Source organism: Trichothermofontia sp. (genome assembly GCF_053493415.1).
Genome location: NZ_JBRCAD010000010.1, coordinates 72,178 through 87,201, shown reverse-complemented (window position 1 = coordinate 87,201; position 15,024 = coordinate 72,178). Strand labels below are relative to the sequence as shown.

Sequence of the window (15,024 nt, the reverse complement as noted above, 5' to 3'; positions counted from 1 at the left end):
AAGCCCCTTGTTTACAAGACTTGACAGTATTTCATTAGGGAGGGAACGGCGGTATCTCCGGCAGCAACGGCCCATCGGTTCCTGGCGGCAATGGCTCTCATTCGTTCATATCTTTATGGATTGGGAGCACATCACGCCGCGTATTCGCGGGATCGGGCCACTTCGCTCCCGCTGGTTCAATCGATGCTTTTTGAGGCATCAGCCTAAACGTCCGGAAGACGGGCAAAGGAAAATGTCACCTTAAGTAGAGTCTGATGACAGTACCCCTTCTCGATTGCAGGTAGGGGCACTGTCTATCACCGATAATGTGTTTATATCTGAGTGTGTGTTGTTTGTCTGCTGATTCGTCTGATCCGCCCATCCTGAAGCCACTATGACCGCGTTTTCCTGTCAGGATATTTCCCTATATGAACTGGCTTGCCACTGTCAATCGCCGCCAGTACCCTTGCAACTGAGTCCCGCCACCTTAAAGTCAGCAATGGCCTCCCTGATTGATGTATTGGTAGACCAGGAATTGGTGGCTAACCTATGGGTGAAGCTGCCCCAAGCCCCGGTTTGGCAGGAGGATCTCGATCGCTATCGGACCAGACTAGGCGGGACGGCCAAGCTCTGTGTGTTTACCCCCGCTGCCACGACCCCCATCCTGCCTGATGATGAGGCCACGGCAACCGTGACCATCGTCCTAGATGCCGACAGCCACCTCAAACGTGAATATTTTCTGTTGGCCATTACCGAGGGCCTATCGGTTTTGATCTTGGCCCACCAGCCGCGATCGGTGCGCTTACCGGGGGAAGAGTTCAGCGAACCCCAATTGTTTACAACTCCCCCAGCCAACTTGGCCAGCCAGCGGCGTCATCCGCTCCTAGGGTTTATTACCTGCGACCCGATCGTGATTCAGGAAGTGCTGGTGGGCCTCCGGCAGGCGATCGCCTGTAGCCCAGCGCCCCCCAATCCCCCTGCGCCTAGCTCTCACTGGGATGCCTTTTTAGCCCAACAGCGCCCCCAGGAGCCAGACCCCAGCCTCATCAGCCGCCTCTTTACCCGCCAAACCCAACGGCAGGAAGAGGTATGGCGCCAGTTGGTGAGCAACCGCAGGCAGGCCGAGACGGTAGAGCACCTTCAGCGCCAGCATGAGAATGCCCAAAGTGAAATTCGCCTCAAAGACGAACTCTTGCACATGGTCGGTCAGGAACTCCGCACACCCCTGACTAATATGAAAACGGCCCTTACCCTGTTAGATTCCCCCAATCTGAAGGTAGCTCAGCGGCAACGTTATATGGACTTGTTGCGCACGGCCTGCGATCGCCAAACCGCGTTGATCAACAGCGTGCTAGATTTACTGCAACTTGAACACGACGCCACCCAGGAAACCCAGCCCCTACACCTTAGTGAAATTGTGCCCGGTATTGTGAGTACCTATCAACCCCTAGCCCAGGAGCGCGGTATTGGCCTGTTTTACACGGTTCCCGATACCTTACCCACCATTTCGGGGTTGTCCACCTGGATACGCCAGATCGTCATTCACCTATTACACAACAGCCTCAAATATACCCCTGCTGGGGGCCAAGTTTGGGTGCAGGTCAGTCAACAGGGCGACACCCTTGTGCTAGAGGTCCGGGATACGGGGATTGGCATTCCACCCGACGAACACCGCCATATCTTTGAACCATTTTACCGGCTACGTCAGGAGCAACCCCACTCGGAAGCGGAAGGGGCTGGCCTTGGTTTAACGATCGTGCATCACTTAGTGCAACGCTCCAATGGGACGATCTCAGTTAAAAGCCAACCGGGCGAAGGGACAACCTTCCGTGTGCATTTGCCTATTACTGCCCCAGCGGCTGTCTCTGGATTGGGCGGAGGCTAGGGCCAATTGGCCAATCAGCGCGTGGGTTAAGCAACCCCTAACAGTTGAAAAATGCGTTGTTCCAGGCAGGCTAACCGATCGGGGGCTGCCGCGCGTTGCACCAGGGAGTGGTGGAGCAAGGTCAAGGTTTCCAGTTCGGCAACAATGGCTCCCCGCTGGCGATCGTCCGGGTAGAGTCCGCCCAACACCTGATCGAGATCCCAATCAGAATCGGCAGTCGGATGATGACTAGCCCAGTCATGCTCAGAGGCGGGGGGGCAGGGGGAAGTAACAGGATTTAATGGCATCATTGGGGGGACTGTATAACTAGGGAATCAGGTAACCTTTTCCTTAGCCTAGAAGGAAGCTCACTCCTTGGCTAGACTAAAAGGAAAGGTTTCGATAAAGTTGCTGCAAAGATTGGGTAACCTGGGTGAACATCCAGTTAACGAGGAACAGAGCGACCAGCCCCCAATCGGTTGATTGAGGTGGATCGAGACGGATTTCGGCTGATTGCCCAGCATCTTTGCTGATCAGCAGCCACGATCGTGGTTAAAGCAAACGGTGGAGTGTGATAGGGGGAGTTTAGCGTATGATCATTTGCCCAAACTGTAGTCATCAAAATCCCGATGGGGCGGTTCAGTGTGAGTCTTGTTACACGCCGCTACCCGCCACCCTTGCGTGTCCCAGTTGTGGCTCAACGATCCAGGCGGATGCTCACTTCTGCGGCCAGTGTGGTTTTAATCTGAAAAGTGCTGCTCCTTTACCGGCCACTGAGGTCATGACCAGCGGCCCGATCACGGCAGCCGGGGAAGCCGCTCTAGGCAACCTTGATCCGCTCGTGATGCCCGATCCGCTGGAAATTCCCCCGATCCCCGATCTGGCGGAACTGCCCGTGGCCAGTGCGGGAAGTATGGCGGCTGCGCCCATGACGCCAGGGGAGGCCACCTTTGCCACCCTACCAGAGGTGTCGGCTGCGCCAACCCCGCTGCCTACCCCCGCCGCCCCGATCGCAGGACAACATACCCAACTGCAACACCAATCGGCGCGCCTACTGCACCTTCAGACGAATAGTACCCTGGAGTTACCCCAGGGATTAACCGTCATTCATCTGGGCAAACCCAATGATCGCATCCCCCCCGATGTGGACGTGTCGGGGTTCCCGAATTCTGATATTGTGTCACGGGTCCATGCCGACATTCGCGTGGAAGGGGATGATTATTACCTGGAGGATGTGGGTAGTGCCAATGGCACCTATGTTAATAATCTGCCCCTATCCCCTGGGAACCGCCACCGTCTGCGTCCGGGTGATCGCATTGCATTGGGGAAAGGGGATTTAGTGACCTTCCTGTTCCAGTTGGCCTAACCTGGGCCAGCTAACAATGGCGTTGTGCCGAGTTCCCCGGAGAAGTTGATACACTCATGGCTAAATTTGCCCCTGTTCGTGTTACATCTGCTCCTTCAGGTCCTGTCATTTTATATCCTCTAAACACGTGATTACCCTGAAGCTGCTACACCCGCTCCAGTCAACCCCGATTCAGGTCTGGTCGTTTGAGCATGAGTCGGTCATTCGGATTGGCCGATCGACGGATAATCAGGTCGTCCTATACAGTGCGGTTGTTTCCCGGAACCACGTTGAACTACGCCAGGTAGGCAAGCAGTGGGAGCTGGTTAATTTGGGGAGTAATGGCACGTACATCGACGGGCAGCGCGTGTCCCAAATTCCCGTCACCGATGGGATGGTCATCCGGCTTGCCCGATCGGGTCCCCATATCCAAATTCATTTAGATGGCTCGCCACCCAAGGGGCAGGCCGGGAAAGCCGAGGTAGCGGCGATGAAAGGGGAGGTCACCCCGGCGATGATGGCGGGCGAGGTGGATCAAACCCGTCCAGGTCCTACCCATCTGCCCCCAACGGAAATGCCCCCCGATCCCTTTGCCCATGCGCCGCCGACCCCGTTGCAATTGGTGGAGGCGGCGGCTGACAGTGGCTCTGCCGTCCAACCCTTGTCTCCGCTTGAAGTGGGGACCCTGACCCTGGATAGTCAGGCTACGAACCCGCCTTTGGCCTGTACCCACGAGCGCTCGACCCCCGATCGCCTCTTTTGTTTGGACTGTGGGCAACCGCTGCATATTTTGCAAACCGTGGGTAACTATCAGATTATTCGGATTGTCAGTCAGGATAATGTGGGGATTACCTACCAAGGGTGGCGTAATGGCCAAAGCTATGTCCTCAAAACCCTGAACTCTAACTACTGGCTACGTCATCCTGAAGTGATGGCAGGATTTGAAAAGGAAGCGAAGCGGCGGCGACAACTGCGCCATCCCGGTCTGCCCCGCTTTGTGGATCTCTTCCCCGTGGCTGGTCAACCGTACCTGGTCAATGAAATGATCTACGGTATGAACCTGGCGGAGTGGTTACAGCAGTATGGAAGAATCTCGCAATCTCAGGTGATCGCGTGGATGCTGCAAGTGTGCGATATTTTGGACTATATGCACAGCCACTCGCCACCCATCCTACACGGGGATGTCAAGCCCAAAAACCTGATCCGGCGGGCTGTCCCGAAACAGGGTTATGAAATTGCCTTGGTGGACTTTGGCATTATCCAAAATCTGGTCCCGGCCCGTGATACCTGGTTTACCCCCAAGGGATTTATGGCACCAGAACAGCGGGCGGGTAAAGCCGTGATTCAATCCGATCTCTATTCCCTGGGCTATACCCTCACCTATCTGCTGACGGGAGCAAAACCATTACCGCTTTATGAATATGAGGAGACGGGCTGGCAATTTACCACTGGAGCCGTGGCCGGCGTGTCACCAGCCCTTGCCCAGATCATCCAGCAGGTGACCCATCCCCAGCCGGAAAAGCGCTTCCCTTCCGCACGCGTATTGGCGGCGCAATTGCGATCGCTGCTACAATCCACTGATTTCGGTCACCCGGAGTCGGTATACTGAAATGCAGGACTACTTGTCCCTAACTATGTAGTTATCTAACCGTGCATGGCCGGGTAGAACTGGATGACTGGTCAGTCTATTCTCCTCCCTGTTGGCCCCATAGACGCGATTCATGCCCAAAACTAAGCTCTCTAATGCTGACCCTACGATTTTAGCTGCCGTCGCCGACTACTTTAAGGTACTGTCTGAGGTGAGCCGCTTGCAGATTCTCACCCATCTGCGATCGGGGCCGATGAATGTCATGGAACTGTCCGACGCCACCGGGTTGGGCCAAGCTAACCTCTCTAAGCACTTGAAGGTGTTAACTCAGGCAGGGATTTTATCCCGTAGCCCCAAGGGCACCAGCGCCTACTATGAAATCGTGGACCCGGTAATCTTCAAGTTTTGTGATTTGGCCTGCGATCGCATCAGCGATCGGGTTCTGCAACAGGCTGCGAGTTTTGCCAAGCTCCAGTCGCGTGCGTAAGCGTATAGACGAGTGGGACGTTGCCCTAAGTTGAGATCGGATTTATGGATAAAGCAGCCTTGCTGCAACGGTATGCAGCCGGAGAGCGCCATTTCCAACGGGTGAATCTCCAGGAGCAAGATCTGATGGGAATAGATCTGACCGCCGCCGACTTACAAGCCGCTGATTTACGTCAAACCCGGTTGGGTAAAGCCGCCCTAACCCAAGCCTGCCTATGCGGAGCGAATCTCAGCGAGGCGATTCTCTGGGGCACCAACTTAGGGGAAGCCGATTTAAGCACCGCCATCCTGCGGGAGGCTGACCTCAGCGGGGCAAATTTGTGTCGAGCCACACTGCTACAGGCAAATTTGATCAAAGCGAGTCTATGTGGTGCCAATCTCAGTGAAGCGGTCTTAGTGAAGGCCATTTTATATGAAAGCGATCTACGGCCTAGTTCGGATCAATGTACTAATCTGGCCTACGCCAATCTCCAGGGAGCCGATTTGAGTTATGCCGATCTGGGGGCCGCCATTTTGCACCACGCCAATTTGGATGGGGCAACCTTGTGTCGAGCTAACCTTAGCCAACGGGTGCAATGGGGATCACTAGTCACGGATCTAACGGCGGCCAGTCTCCGAGGAGCCGATTTAAGCTATGCCAACCTGCGCGGAGCCATCCTACGCCAGGCTGATCTCACGGATGCGGACCTCACCGGGACGGATTTAGCCGGAGCGGACCTCACCAGTGCCATCCTCCCGGAAGGGTTTGTGCTGCCCCCAAGCAGGGGGGTGTCACAAATTTAGGCAGGAATCTAGGGTGCATTTCGGGCTAGCCAATTGGCCAGGTCTTCCGGTTGCGTAAAGTCCAGAAGGGCTTCCCCTAGGGCGTCTAGTTGATCCGCTGAGAGCGATCGCACGCGGGCTGCTAACCCTGGCTCCACATCGCCGACACGGCGCTTGAGCAACCGTTGTATCAGCATAATTTCGTGTTGCAAACCCTGTTGCAAACCCTGTTGCAAACCCTGTTGCAAACCCTGTTGCAAGCCCTGTTGCAAGCCCTGTTGCAAACCCTGTTGCAAGCCCTGTTGCAAACCCTGTTCTAAGCCTTGTTGTATGCCTTGTCGTACCCCTTGGGACAAGATATCTTGATAGATAACGGATTCTTTCACCATCTCCTCCCGTAAAATTTGCTGAATAACGGCCTTCTCCAATACTAATCCGGCCAGCACTGCGGTGGCAGCGATGACATTGCTTCGGGTGTCTAGCGCTGGCAAAGTGTCAATCCGGCGGGCGACTTGCTGGAGGATTTGGGCTTTGTCAGTAGCCTTACTCAACACGGCCAGTGGGAGTAAACCCGGAAAGGGCAATAGATCATCTGGGGAACATTCCCATAACCGGATGACTTCAAACTCATGACGCAGCCCCGAAATCTCAAATACCCTTTGGTAGGCCAGTTCTGAACCTGTGGGTTTGAGATAAATCACGACTTGACGCATGGGTTGATCGGGAAAGCGGCGGTAGCTCCGCAGTCGATACTCGGCCATACGATAGGGAATGTTGGTGGTGGGCTGGGTTTGGAACTCCAGGTGCAGCAAGAGCTGATCGGTCGCCAGCAACATCAGGGCATCCGCCCGCATGGGTTCAGTTGATAATTCCGAAGGGCTGAGCTGGGCCAATCCGATCGTCTCCCCCAGCAACCACTGGGCAAAGTCTTGGCTGTAGGTTTCGGCGAGGAATTTGCAAACGTTATCGTACATATTGGGAATCACCTAGAACATCAAGTTAAGTTATGGGCTAGGTGCTGGTTTAGAAATCAAAGTAAATGTAAGGGAGGGTTCCTTCGGGGCCAAGTTGCCAGACAGCGTAGAGACAGAGGGGGACGAGAAAGAGCTTAATGGGCCAGTTCAATTGCAGTTGCAAAATTTGGCGACCTTGGTAAAGCAGTCCCATGATGACCATAATGGTTAACAACACAAGGGCGATCGTGGGGCGGCCCAGTTGTAAGGTCTCTACATAGATTTTCTGGGCAAATTGGGCATCAGCAGCGTGTCCCCAGAGGTGGCCCACAACCCAGAGGGAATCCTTGAGATTAGGCAAGCGGAAGAAAATCCAGGCCAGGAAGACCATGAGTTGGGTGATCAACCAGGCGATCGCCATGCCGGGGAAACTGAGCCACCAGGTACTTAACCAGGCGTGGCGGCGACTTTGACTATCCGTAAGGCGATGCGCCACTAGGGCTAGCCCGTGGAGGGTACCCCAGACAATAAAGCCCCAGTTAGCCCCGTGCCAAATTCCAGCAATGAGCATCACAATCATCAGGTTTAGGCACGTGCGCCAGAGACCCTGGCGGGAGCCACCCAGGGGAAAGTAAAGATAGTTCCGGAGCCAGTCGCCTAACGTTATGTGCCAACGCCGCCAGAAGTCGGCAATGCTAGTGGTGCAGTAGGGAAAATCAAAGTTTGGCGGCAGGTTTAACCCTAAGAGAATGGCACTCCCTAGGGCGACATCCACATAGCCACTGAAGTCGAGATACAGTTGCAACCCATAGGCAGCGGTAGCCAACCACAAATCCTCACTGCCCGCCCGCATTAAGTTACCCGTATCGGGGTTAAAGACTAAATCCACGTACCGTCCCAAGTTATCAGCCACCAGTCCCTTTTTCAGCGCCCCGCAGGCGATTAACCAGAGTCCTTCGGCAACCCGATCGGGCGTGGGCATGGTCACCGACTTAAACTGAATCGCCAGATGGTGATAGCGGGTAATCGGGCCGGAAATGAGCTTGGGGAAGAAAAACTTATAGGCGGCGAATTTCAAGAAATGGGGGGTCGCTGGGGCACCGCGATAGATATCGATCAAGTAGGCGATGCACTCAAAGCTGAAGAAGCTTAACCCCAGGGGCGGGATAATCGTGGCCGCGATCGCGTCCGCCGTGGTCAGCACCACACTGGACCCCATTAAGGTGCCGATCGTGCGGAGGAAAAAGGGTGTGTACTTAAAACTCAGCAGCAGGGCAACGTTAAACACAATGCCAGAGGCCAAAATCCAGGTACGGCGATAGTTCCACTCCTCCTGGGCAAACTGCCACTCCTCATCAGAAAGGTTGGGATCACCGTGGAGGGCCAGGGCCGATCGTGGACTAAGCGCTCGGCCTAACCAGAAATTGATGACGGCACTGGTCATGAGTAGGAAAATCGAAAAAATTGGCAGCAGTAGGCTATAGACCGGGCTAGGGCCTCCTGGGGTGGGCAATGCCGCATAAAAAATCAAACTGGTAACCACTAAGGCCCACAAGCGCTGGTGCTGGGTCTGGGCAGACCAGTAAATCCCCAGCACACTCAGGAGAAAAACACCATAAATTAAGGAAAGGAAGGTCATAGCCAACGATCGCGCCTACGTCAGCGCATACTGTAAAAGCAGAACAGGCAGAAGTAGAACAGATATCCAAAGCAGCCCTTGACCCCAAACTTTAACAATAACTAGCGCCCATGTCCTTAGTGATTGCCGGAGAACGCAGCGGCGTCGGCAAAACCACGATTACCCTAGCCCTCCTGGCGGCCCTACGGCGGCGGGGACTAACCGTGCAATCCTTCAAGGTTGGCCCCGACTACATCGACCCCATGTTCCACCAAGCGGCAACGGGGCGGCCCTGCCGCAACCTTGATCCGGTCCTCACCTCCCCGACCTATGTTCAACAGTGCTTCCAGAGCCACACCCAATCCGTAGACTATGCCCTCATCGAAGGGGTGATGGGTCTCTTTGATGGGGTTGAAGTTCCCCACGGCGTTCAAAATTCAAAATTCAAAATTCAAAATTCAAAATTCAACCGGCAAAGCATTCCTGACTTGCCCTTGCCAACCGTTGCCTTTGCAAGCACAGCCCACATTGCCCAATTGCTTAATCTGCCAGTTCTATTAGTTCTGGATTGTCGCCATATTTCAGGATCGATCGCCGCTATTGTCCACGGTTACCAACACTTTGATCCCCAGATCCGAATCGCTGGGGTGGTGTTAAATCGGGTAGGCAGCGATCGCCACCGGCAACTGCTCACCCAAGCCTTAGAACATCTACAAACCCGTCATCACGATGCACCGCCGATTTTAGGTGTGATCCATCGCCAAGCTGACCTAACCATTCCCGATCGCCACTTGGGCCTCGTTCCCACCGCTGAACTGGATGACCTACCCCAATTCTGCGATCGCCTCGCCGATTTAGCCGAGCAGTGTTTTGACTGGGATGCCCTTCTACCCCTCTTCAAAGTGGAGGCTGCTCCCGGTGAGGAACGAAAACCTAGCAACGCGAACCCCGCACTCGAACACCTATGCTGCAACCCCGACTTCCACACGGACGGGTTTCGAGAGCGTAATGTCTATGCCCATCGTTTGCTAGAGCAACCCGCCCCTACAACTGCCGACTCTCCAGTCGCCTACCCCGCCATCCGTTCTGTGGCGATCGCCGTCGCCTATGATCGGGCCTTCAGTTTTTATTACGCCGACAATTTCGATCGGCTCCGGCAACTGGGGGCCGACCTCTGCTTTTGGAGTCCGCTGCAAGACTTGGCCCTACCTGCGGGTATTCAAGGACTCTACTTCGGTGGTGGTTTTCCGGAGATGTTTGCGGGGGAACTGGCAGCGAATCGGGCAGTGCGACTAGCTGTCAAGGCGGCGATCACGGCGGGGATGCCGACCTATGCCGAATGTGGCGGTCTCATGTATTTAGGCGAGCAATTGGTCGATTTTGACCAACGGTCCTGGGAAATGGTTGGGGTATTGCCCTTGACGGTCCAAATGGGCGATCGCCTCGTCTTGGGCTACCGACGGGCGGAGGCATTACACGACACGGCCTTTATGGCAGCGGGGACTCAGGTTTGGGGCCATGAATTTCATCGCTCGTGGATTGTTGGGATTGATCATGTCGAGAGTAAAGGGATGAATATGGGGCCGGAAAACGACGCGATTGGTCCAACGGACGGGAGACACCCGCAAGCCTCCCCCCTCTGGCACCTCTATTCCCTGAGCGCTCCCGCGATCGCCCAAACCGAAGGCTGGCATTGCCATAACCTCCACGCCTCCTACCTCCATATCCACTGGGGAACCCGCCCCCACCTCGCCCACCAATTTGTCCAACAGTGCGCCCTTTACCCCAACCCCTAACTCGATCTTTCTCCCCACTCCCCACTCCCCACTCCCTACTCCCTACTCCCCAAACGGTATTGTGCGACACACCCCTTTCGGGGACGATCGCCTAATCTAGATTAGCTATTCCCAATTCTTATCAACCCTAACGCTACTCGCACACTACACTTCGCCAGTTCAGTGTTAGGGGTTAACTTTAATGAAAGCAACAACGCTTCTTAACCTGGCCTTTACGCAGAGGCGGTATCCTGCTGAGGACCCTATCGGAATAATTAAAACAGCTTATGCGTGTGCAGATGCGTCCTGCCAGTTTGAAACTGCTGGCGATCCTAGGTGTGCTTTCCCTAGGTGTGGCTGCCTGTGGCGGTGGTACAACGACCACTAGTTCTCCAGCCGCTGGTGGCAATGGTGCTACCGAAACCGCCAGCACGGGGGGAAGCGGCTCCACCCTGAGCGGCAATGTTCTGGTGGATGGTTCCAGTACCGTTTTCCCCATCTCGGAAGCAATGGCGGAAGAGTTTATGAAAGTCAACCCTGGCGTGCGGGTTACCGTGGGTGTCTCTGGCACGGGCGGTGGCTTCAAGAAATTCTGCGCGGGTGAAACGGATATCTCCAATGCATCGCGCCCGATCAAGAAAGAAGAAATGGAACTCTGCGAGAAGAATGGCATTGAGTACGTGGAAGTGCCGGTCGCCTTTGATGGTCTCTCAGTGGTGGTGAACAAGGCGAACGACTTTGCCGCCTGTCTGACCGTGGCTGAACTCAAGACCATCTGGGAACCAGCAGCGGAAGGCAAGATCACCAACTGGAACCAAATCCGTGATGGTTTCCCCGACAAGGCTCTGGGATTGTATGGTGCGGGGACCGACTCCGGGACCTATGATTACTTCATGGAAGCGATCGTCGGAGCAGATGAAAGCCGGGGTGACTTTACGGCAAGTGAAGACGATAACGTGATCGTGCAAGGGGTAGAAGCGGACGAAGGCGGGTTAGGTTTCTTTGGCTTTGCCTACTATGCGGAAAACTCTGCTCGGCTGAATCTAGTCGCGATCGATGGGGGTAATGGTTGTGTGTCCCCCAGTGCAGAAACGATCGCTGACGGAACCTATGTGCCCCTCTCGCGTCCGGAATTTTTCTACGTCAAGAAGACCTCGCTGGAAAATCCAGCCGTGCGGGCGTTTGCTGACTTCCAGATTGATCCGGCTAACCAAGGCTTGATTGAAGAAGTGGGCTATGTGCCCCTGCCCCAAGATCTGGTGCCTAAGGCCCAAGCACGGATTGCAAATGCCAAGACAGGCACGATCTTTGAGGGGGGATCTGCTGTGGGTACGAAGCTGGCTGATAAGATGTAAATTAGCCAACAAGGTGGGGTTTCCCCCCTGCGTAGCAGGGTACAGGCTTCTGCCAACATGCCCATCCCGCCATTTCCATTTCTAAATCCACTTGACCGATTGCGGAGGGGTTCCCTGGGGCCGGGACATCTGGGTTGCTCCCGCTCCTGGGTCCCTTCGCGATCCTTAGGGGTAACGTAACGCCCAAGAGTCGATCACAGAACTGTAACGATACAACCCTCGCTGCGTGATGTCACCCCCTGGGAAATCCCGCCGCTCATCTGACGCTAGCCGCAAGAATTGGGCTGGGTTCTGGCATCGACAGCAACTATTGATTTGAGTCTATAGATTTATTTAACTTACCGTAATGACTTTGTCGTAATGACTTCAGAGATCTCTCCTTCACCGCCACCCCTGACGGACCTATGGCGACCCAATCGTCAACTTAACCGATGGATCGAACTGGGGGTTAAGTCGCTTTTTGCCCTGTTTGCCTTTGTCTCCGTGGCCACAACGATCGGGATTGTTCTGTCCCTGATCTTTGAAACGTTTGAGTTTTTCCAGGAAGTTTCCCTCTGGCAATTCCTCACGGATACCAAGTGGACACCCCTGTTTGCCAGTGCCCAGTTTGGGATTTTCGTGCTGATCAGCGCCACGGTGATGACCTCAGCGATCGCGATTACCGTGGCCTTGCCCTTGGGCTTATTATCAGCGGTCTACCTGAGCGAATATGCCCCGTCCAAACTGCGCAGTTTCCTCAAGCCGATTCTGGAAATTCTGGCTGGGGTGCCGACGGTGGTCTTTGGGTACTTTGCCCTCCTGTTTGTGACCCCGCTCTTACAGAAATTCATCCCTAACCTCCAGGGGTTTAATGCCCTGAGTGCGGGTTTAATCCTGGGGGTTTCGATTACGCCACTGGTGGCCTCCCTGAGTGAAGACGCGATCTATGCCGTGCCCCAAAGTTTACGGGATGGCTCCTATGCCCTGGGGGCAACGAAGCGAGAAACGATTATCTCGGTAGTCCTGCCGGCGGCCCTGTCGGGGATTGTGGCCTCGTTAATTTTGGCGATTTCACGGGCGATCGGGGAAACGATGATCGTGACCCTGGCGGCAGGGCAAAACCCCCGGTTGGGTCTGAATCCGTTTGTCCCCGTGATGACCATGACGGCCTACATCGTCCAGGTGAGTTTGGGGGATACCCCCGCTGGCTCTCTGGCCTACAAGACCATCTTCGCGGTGGGGATGACCCTCTTCGTCATTACGCTGGGTCTCAACATTTTTAGTTATTGGTTTGTCCGTCGTTTCCGGGAGAAATACGAATGACCCACCCCGTCGCCCCGCCGGTTCAGGAAGATAGTATTGAACCGGCCAATAACTTTGAGCCAAACATTAGTCGCCGCTACCTGATTGACAAGATTTTTGTCTCCTTGACCTGGTTAGCCGTTGCTATCTCGATCGCGGTGTTGGCGGCCTTGCTGATCGATGTATTGATCGATGGTTTGCCGCGCTTCAGTTGGCCCTTTATTGGCACGGATGTTAAGGATGCCCCTTGTCTACGCTTAACCCCACCGTTCCTGGTCACCCATCCGAGTGAATTTACCGGTGCGGCCTGTCTGAAGTGGCCCTTTATTATGGACTTTCCCTCCCGGCGACCGGAGGAAGCCGGTCTGCTATCGGCCCTGATCGGGACGGTGTATGTGATGCTGTTGATTGCCGCGATCGCGTTCCCTGTGGGCGTGGGAGCCGGTATTTTCCTGGAAGAGTTTGCCACCGACAATTGGTGGACACGGGCGATCGAAATCAATATCAGTAACCTCGCCGGGGTGCCCTCGATCATCTACGGGCTGTTGGGTTTAGCAGCCTTTGTAAGATTTATGGCTCCCGTTACCGGGGGCAGAAGCCTGATCACGGGGGCGCTCACCCTGTCCCTATTGATTTTGCCCGTGATCATTGTGGCGACGCGGGAAGCCTTGCGGGCGGTCCCCGATAGTCTCCGACAGGCGGGGTTTGCCCTGGGGGCCACCCGCTGGCAGGTGATCTGGAGCCATGTCCTCCCGGTCGCCATGCCGGGGATTTTAACCGGGACGATTTTGGGCCTATCGCGGGCGATCGGGGAAACCGCACCCCTAATTACGATCGGGGCGTTGACCTTTATTTCCTTCCTGCCCGACAGTCTCCAAAGTCCCTTCACGGTTCTCCCGATTCAAATCTATAACTGGGTTAGCCGCCCCCAACCCGCCTTCCATGTCAACGCGGCGGCTGGGATTATTGTGCTGATGGTGGTGCTGTTGTTTATGAATGCCACTGCTATCTTCCTGCGGAACAAATTCCAGCAAAAGATCCGCTAGGTTCCTAGGCACTCATGGCTATCACCGCATGGCCATTGCTTGTTGTGTTCCCCGTCAATACTGACTGTCAATACTGACTAAATATATGCTGCAAGATCCCTCCCAGCCCAACGCTAATAACTCGCATCAGATGCCAGAACCCGCCCTCCGGGCCGAAAATGTTTCGGTTTACTATGGCTCCAATCTCGCCGTCCGTGATGTTTTTCTAGATATCCCCAAGCATAAGGTTATTGCCTTTATTGGCCCGTCTGGCTGTGGGAAAAGTACCATCCTGCGCTGCTTTAACCGGATGAATGATCTGGTGGAGAGTGCCAGGGTCAAGGGTCGGATTACCTTCCACGGTGAAGATATTTATTCCCCCAAAGTTGACCCGGTGGAGTTGCGTCGCCGCATCGGGATGGTATTCCAAAAGCCCAACCCCTTCCCCAAATCGATCTACGAAAATATTGCTTTTGGGGCGCGAATCAATGGCTATCGCGGCAATATGGATGATCTGGTGGAACAATCCCTGCGGGCGGCAGCACTTTGGGACGAGGTGAAGGACATGCTCAAGAAGAGCGGTTTGGCTTTGTCCGGGGGGCAACAACAGCGGTTGTGCATTGCGCGGGCGATCGCCATTCAGCCAGAAGTGATCCTAATGGACGAACCCTGTTCCGCCCTCGACCCGATTTCGACGCTACGGATTGAGGAACTGCTACAGGAGTTGAAGGAGCAGTACACGATCATCATCGTCACCCACAATATGCAGCAAGCGTCACGGGTGTCAGATTTCACGGCTTTTTATAACGCCGAAGCCACCGATCGCGGCGGTAAGATTGGCTACCTAGTAGAGTACGATCGCACGGAGAAAATCTTCCAAAATCCCGCGAACGAGAAAACCCAGGAGTACGTGAGCGGTCGGTTTGGTTAAAGTCCAGCATTCCAACCCCAATGATCATCAATCTTGTGGGATGGCCGTCTCGGCTGTCGGAC

At 55.0% G+C, this 15,024-nt stretch carries 13 protein-coding genes; 10 read left to right on the top strand and 3 right to left on the bottom strand.

The genetic code is table 11. The annotated features are described in order from the left end of the window. Positions 1–373: 373 nt before the first annotated feature. Positions 374–1,864, top strand: a complete 1,491-nt coding sequence (locus ACWIUF_RS01270) for an ATP-binding protein (protein WP_448570362.1) — start codon at positions 374–376, stop codon at positions 1,862–1,864. 26 nt (positions 1,865–1,890) lie between these two features. Here ACWIUF_RS01270 and ACWIUF_RS01265 read toward each other — a convergent pair whose 3' ends face one another. Next, on the bottom strand, positions 1,891–2,154 hold the full coding sequence (locus tag ACWIUF_RS01265; RefSeq protein ID WP_448570361.1) for a hypothetical protein: 264 nt from the start codon (positions 2,152–2,154) through the stop codon (positions 1,891–1,893). A gap of 281 nt (positions 2,155–2,435) precedes the next feature. Here ACWIUF_RS01265 and ACWIUF_RS01260 point away from each other — a divergent pair, with 281 nt between their 5' ends. The 4 genes from ACWIUF_RS01260 to hetL all read left to right on the top strand — a co-directional run bounded on the left by ACWIUF_RS01260 (position 2,436) and on the right by hetL (position 6,045). Next, positions 2,436–3,209 (top strand): FHA domain-containing protein, encoded by a 774-nt coding sequence (locus tag ACWIUF_RS01260; protein ID WP_448570360.1) that lies wholly within the window; start codon positions 2,436–2,438, stop codon positions 3,207–3,209. A gap of 127 nt (positions 3,210–3,336) precedes the next feature. Next, positions 3,337–4,797 carry a protein kinase domain-containing protein gene (locus ACWIUF_RS01255; protein WP_448570359.1) on the top strand — a complete coding sequence of 487 codons (1,461 nt, stop codon included), beginning with the start codon at positions 3,337–3,339 and terminating at the stop codon, positions 4,795–4,797. 112 nt (positions 4,798–4,909) lie between these two features. After that, positions 4,910–5,263 (top strand): ArsR/SmtB family transcription factor, encoded by a 354-nt coding sequence (locus ACWIUF_RS01250; RefSeq protein ID WP_448570358.1) that lies wholly within the window; start codon positions 4,910–4,912, stop codon positions 5,261–5,263. Between the two features lie 44 nt (positions 5,264–5,307). After that, positions 5,308–6,045, top strand: a complete 738-nt coding sequence (gene hetL, locus ACWIUF_RS01245; RefSeq protein ID WP_448570357.1) for a heterocyst differentiation pentapeptide repeat protein HetL — start codon at positions 5,308–5,310, stop codon at positions 6,043–6,045. Positions 6,046–6,053: 8 nt separating this feature from the next. On the opposite strand, the gene ACWIUF_RS01240 is transcribed toward hetL, so the two are convergent. Next, positions 6,054–6,998, bottom strand: a complete 945-nt coding sequence (locus ACWIUF_RS01240; protein WP_448570356.1) for an Rpn family recombination-promoting nuclease/putative transposase — start codon at positions 6,996–6,998, stop codon at positions 6,054–6,056. Positions 6,999–7,047: 49 nt separating this feature from the next. Further along, positions 7,048–8,616: an MBOAT family O-acyltransferase gene (locus ACWIUF_RS01235; RefSeq protein ID WP_448570355.1), complete on the bottom strand. Its 1,569-nt coding sequence runs from the start codon at positions 8,614–8,616 to the stop codon at positions 7,048–7,050. Between the two features lie 110 nt (positions 8,617–8,726). On the opposite strand from ACWIUF_RS01235, the gene ACWIUF_RS01230 reads away from it, so the two are divergent. The 5 genes from ACWIUF_RS01230 to pstB all read left to right on the top strand — a co-directional run bounded on the left by ACWIUF_RS01230 (position 8,727) and on the right by pstB (position 14,962). Continuing rightward, complete coding sequence (locus tag ACWIUF_RS01230) at positions 8,727–10,391, top strand: cobyrinate a,c-diamide synthase (RefSeq protein WP_448570354.1); 1,665 nt, start codon at positions 8,727–8,729, stop codon at positions 10,389–10,391. A gap of 266 nt (positions 10,392–10,657) precedes the next feature. Then, a complete protein-coding gene (locus ACWIUF_RS01225) occupies positions 10,658–11,725 on the top strand; it encodes a PstS family phosphate ABC transporter substrate-binding protein (protein WP_448570353.1) in 1,068 nt (355 codons plus the stop codon). A gap of 360 nt (positions 11,726–12,085) precedes the next feature. Further along, positions 12,086–13,027: a phosphate ABC transporter permease subunit PstC gene (gene pstC, locus ACWIUF_RS01220; RefSeq protein WP_448570352.1), complete on the top strand. Its 942-nt coding sequence runs from the start codon at positions 12,086–12,088 to the stop codon at positions 13,025–13,027. Beyond that, a complete protein-coding gene (pstA, locus tag ACWIUF_RS01215; RefSeq protein WP_448570351.1) occupies positions 13,024–14,052 on the top strand; it encodes a phosphate ABC transporter permease PstA in 1,029 nt (342 codons plus the stop codon). The genes pstC and pstA overlap by 4 nt, the downstream gene beginning before the upstream one ends. An 85-nt stretch (positions 14,053–14,137) precedes the next feature. After that, positions 14,138–14,962, top strand: coding sequence for a phosphate ABC transporter ATP-binding protein PstB (pstB, locus tag ACWIUF_RS01210; protein WP_448570350.1), 825 nt, complete (start codon positions 14,138–14,140; stop codon positions 14,960–14,962). Positions 14,963–15,024 lie beyond the last annotated feature (62 nt).

What these genes read in the sequence shown, in the direction of transcription:
- ACWIUF_RS01270 (WP_448570362.1), top strand. Translation starts at nt 374, where the DNA reads ATGACCGCGTTTTCCTGTCAGGATATTTCCCTATATGAACTGGCTTGC.
- ACWIUF_RS01265 (WP_448570361.1), bottom strand. Translation starts at nt 2,154, where the DNA reads ATGATGCCATTAAATCCTGTTACTTCCCCCTGCCCCCCCGCCTCTGAG.
- ACWIUF_RS01260 (WP_448570360.1), top strand. Translation starts at nt 2,436, where the DNA reads ATGATCATTTGCCCAAACTGTAGTCATCAAAATCCCGATGGGGCGGTT.
- ACWIUF_RS01250 (WP_448570358.1), top strand. Translation starts at nt 4,910, where the DNA reads ATGCCCAAAACTAAGCTCTCTAATGCTGACCCTACGATTTTAGCTGCC.
- hetL (WP_448570357.1), top strand. Translation starts at nt 5,308, where the DNA reads ATGGATAAAGCAGCCTTGCTGCAACGGTATGCAGCCGGAGAGCGCCAT.
- ACWIUF_RS01240 (WP_448570356.1), bottom strand. Translation starts at nt 6,998, where the DNA reads ATGTACGATAACGTTTGCAAATTCCTCGCCGAAACCTACAGCCAAGAC.
- ACWIUF_RS01235 (WP_448570355.1), bottom strand. Translation starts at nt 8,616, where the DNA reads ATGACCTTCCTTTCCTTAATTTATGGTGTTTTTCTCCTGAGTGTGCTG.
- ACWIUF_RS01230 (WP_448570354.1), top strand. Translation starts at nt 8,727, where the DNA reads ATGTCCTTAGTGATTGCCGGAGAACGCAGCGGCGTCGGCAAAACCACG.
- ACWIUF_RS01225 (WP_448570353.1), top strand. Translation starts at nt 10,658, where the DNA reads ATGCGTGTGCAGATGCGTCCTGCCAGTTTGAAACTGCTGGCGATCCTA.
- pstC (WP_448570352.1), top strand. Translation starts at nt 12,086, where the DNA reads ATGACTTCAGAGATCTCTCCTTCACCGCCACCCCTGACGGACCTATGG.
- pstA (WP_448570351.1), top strand. Translation starts at nt 13,024, where the DNA reads ATGACCCACCCCGTCGCCCCGCCGGTTCAGGAAGATAGTATTGAACCG.
- pstB (WP_448570350.1), top strand. Translation starts at nt 14,138, where the DNA reads ATGCTGCAAGATCCCTCCCAGCCCAACGCTAATAACTCGCATCAGATG.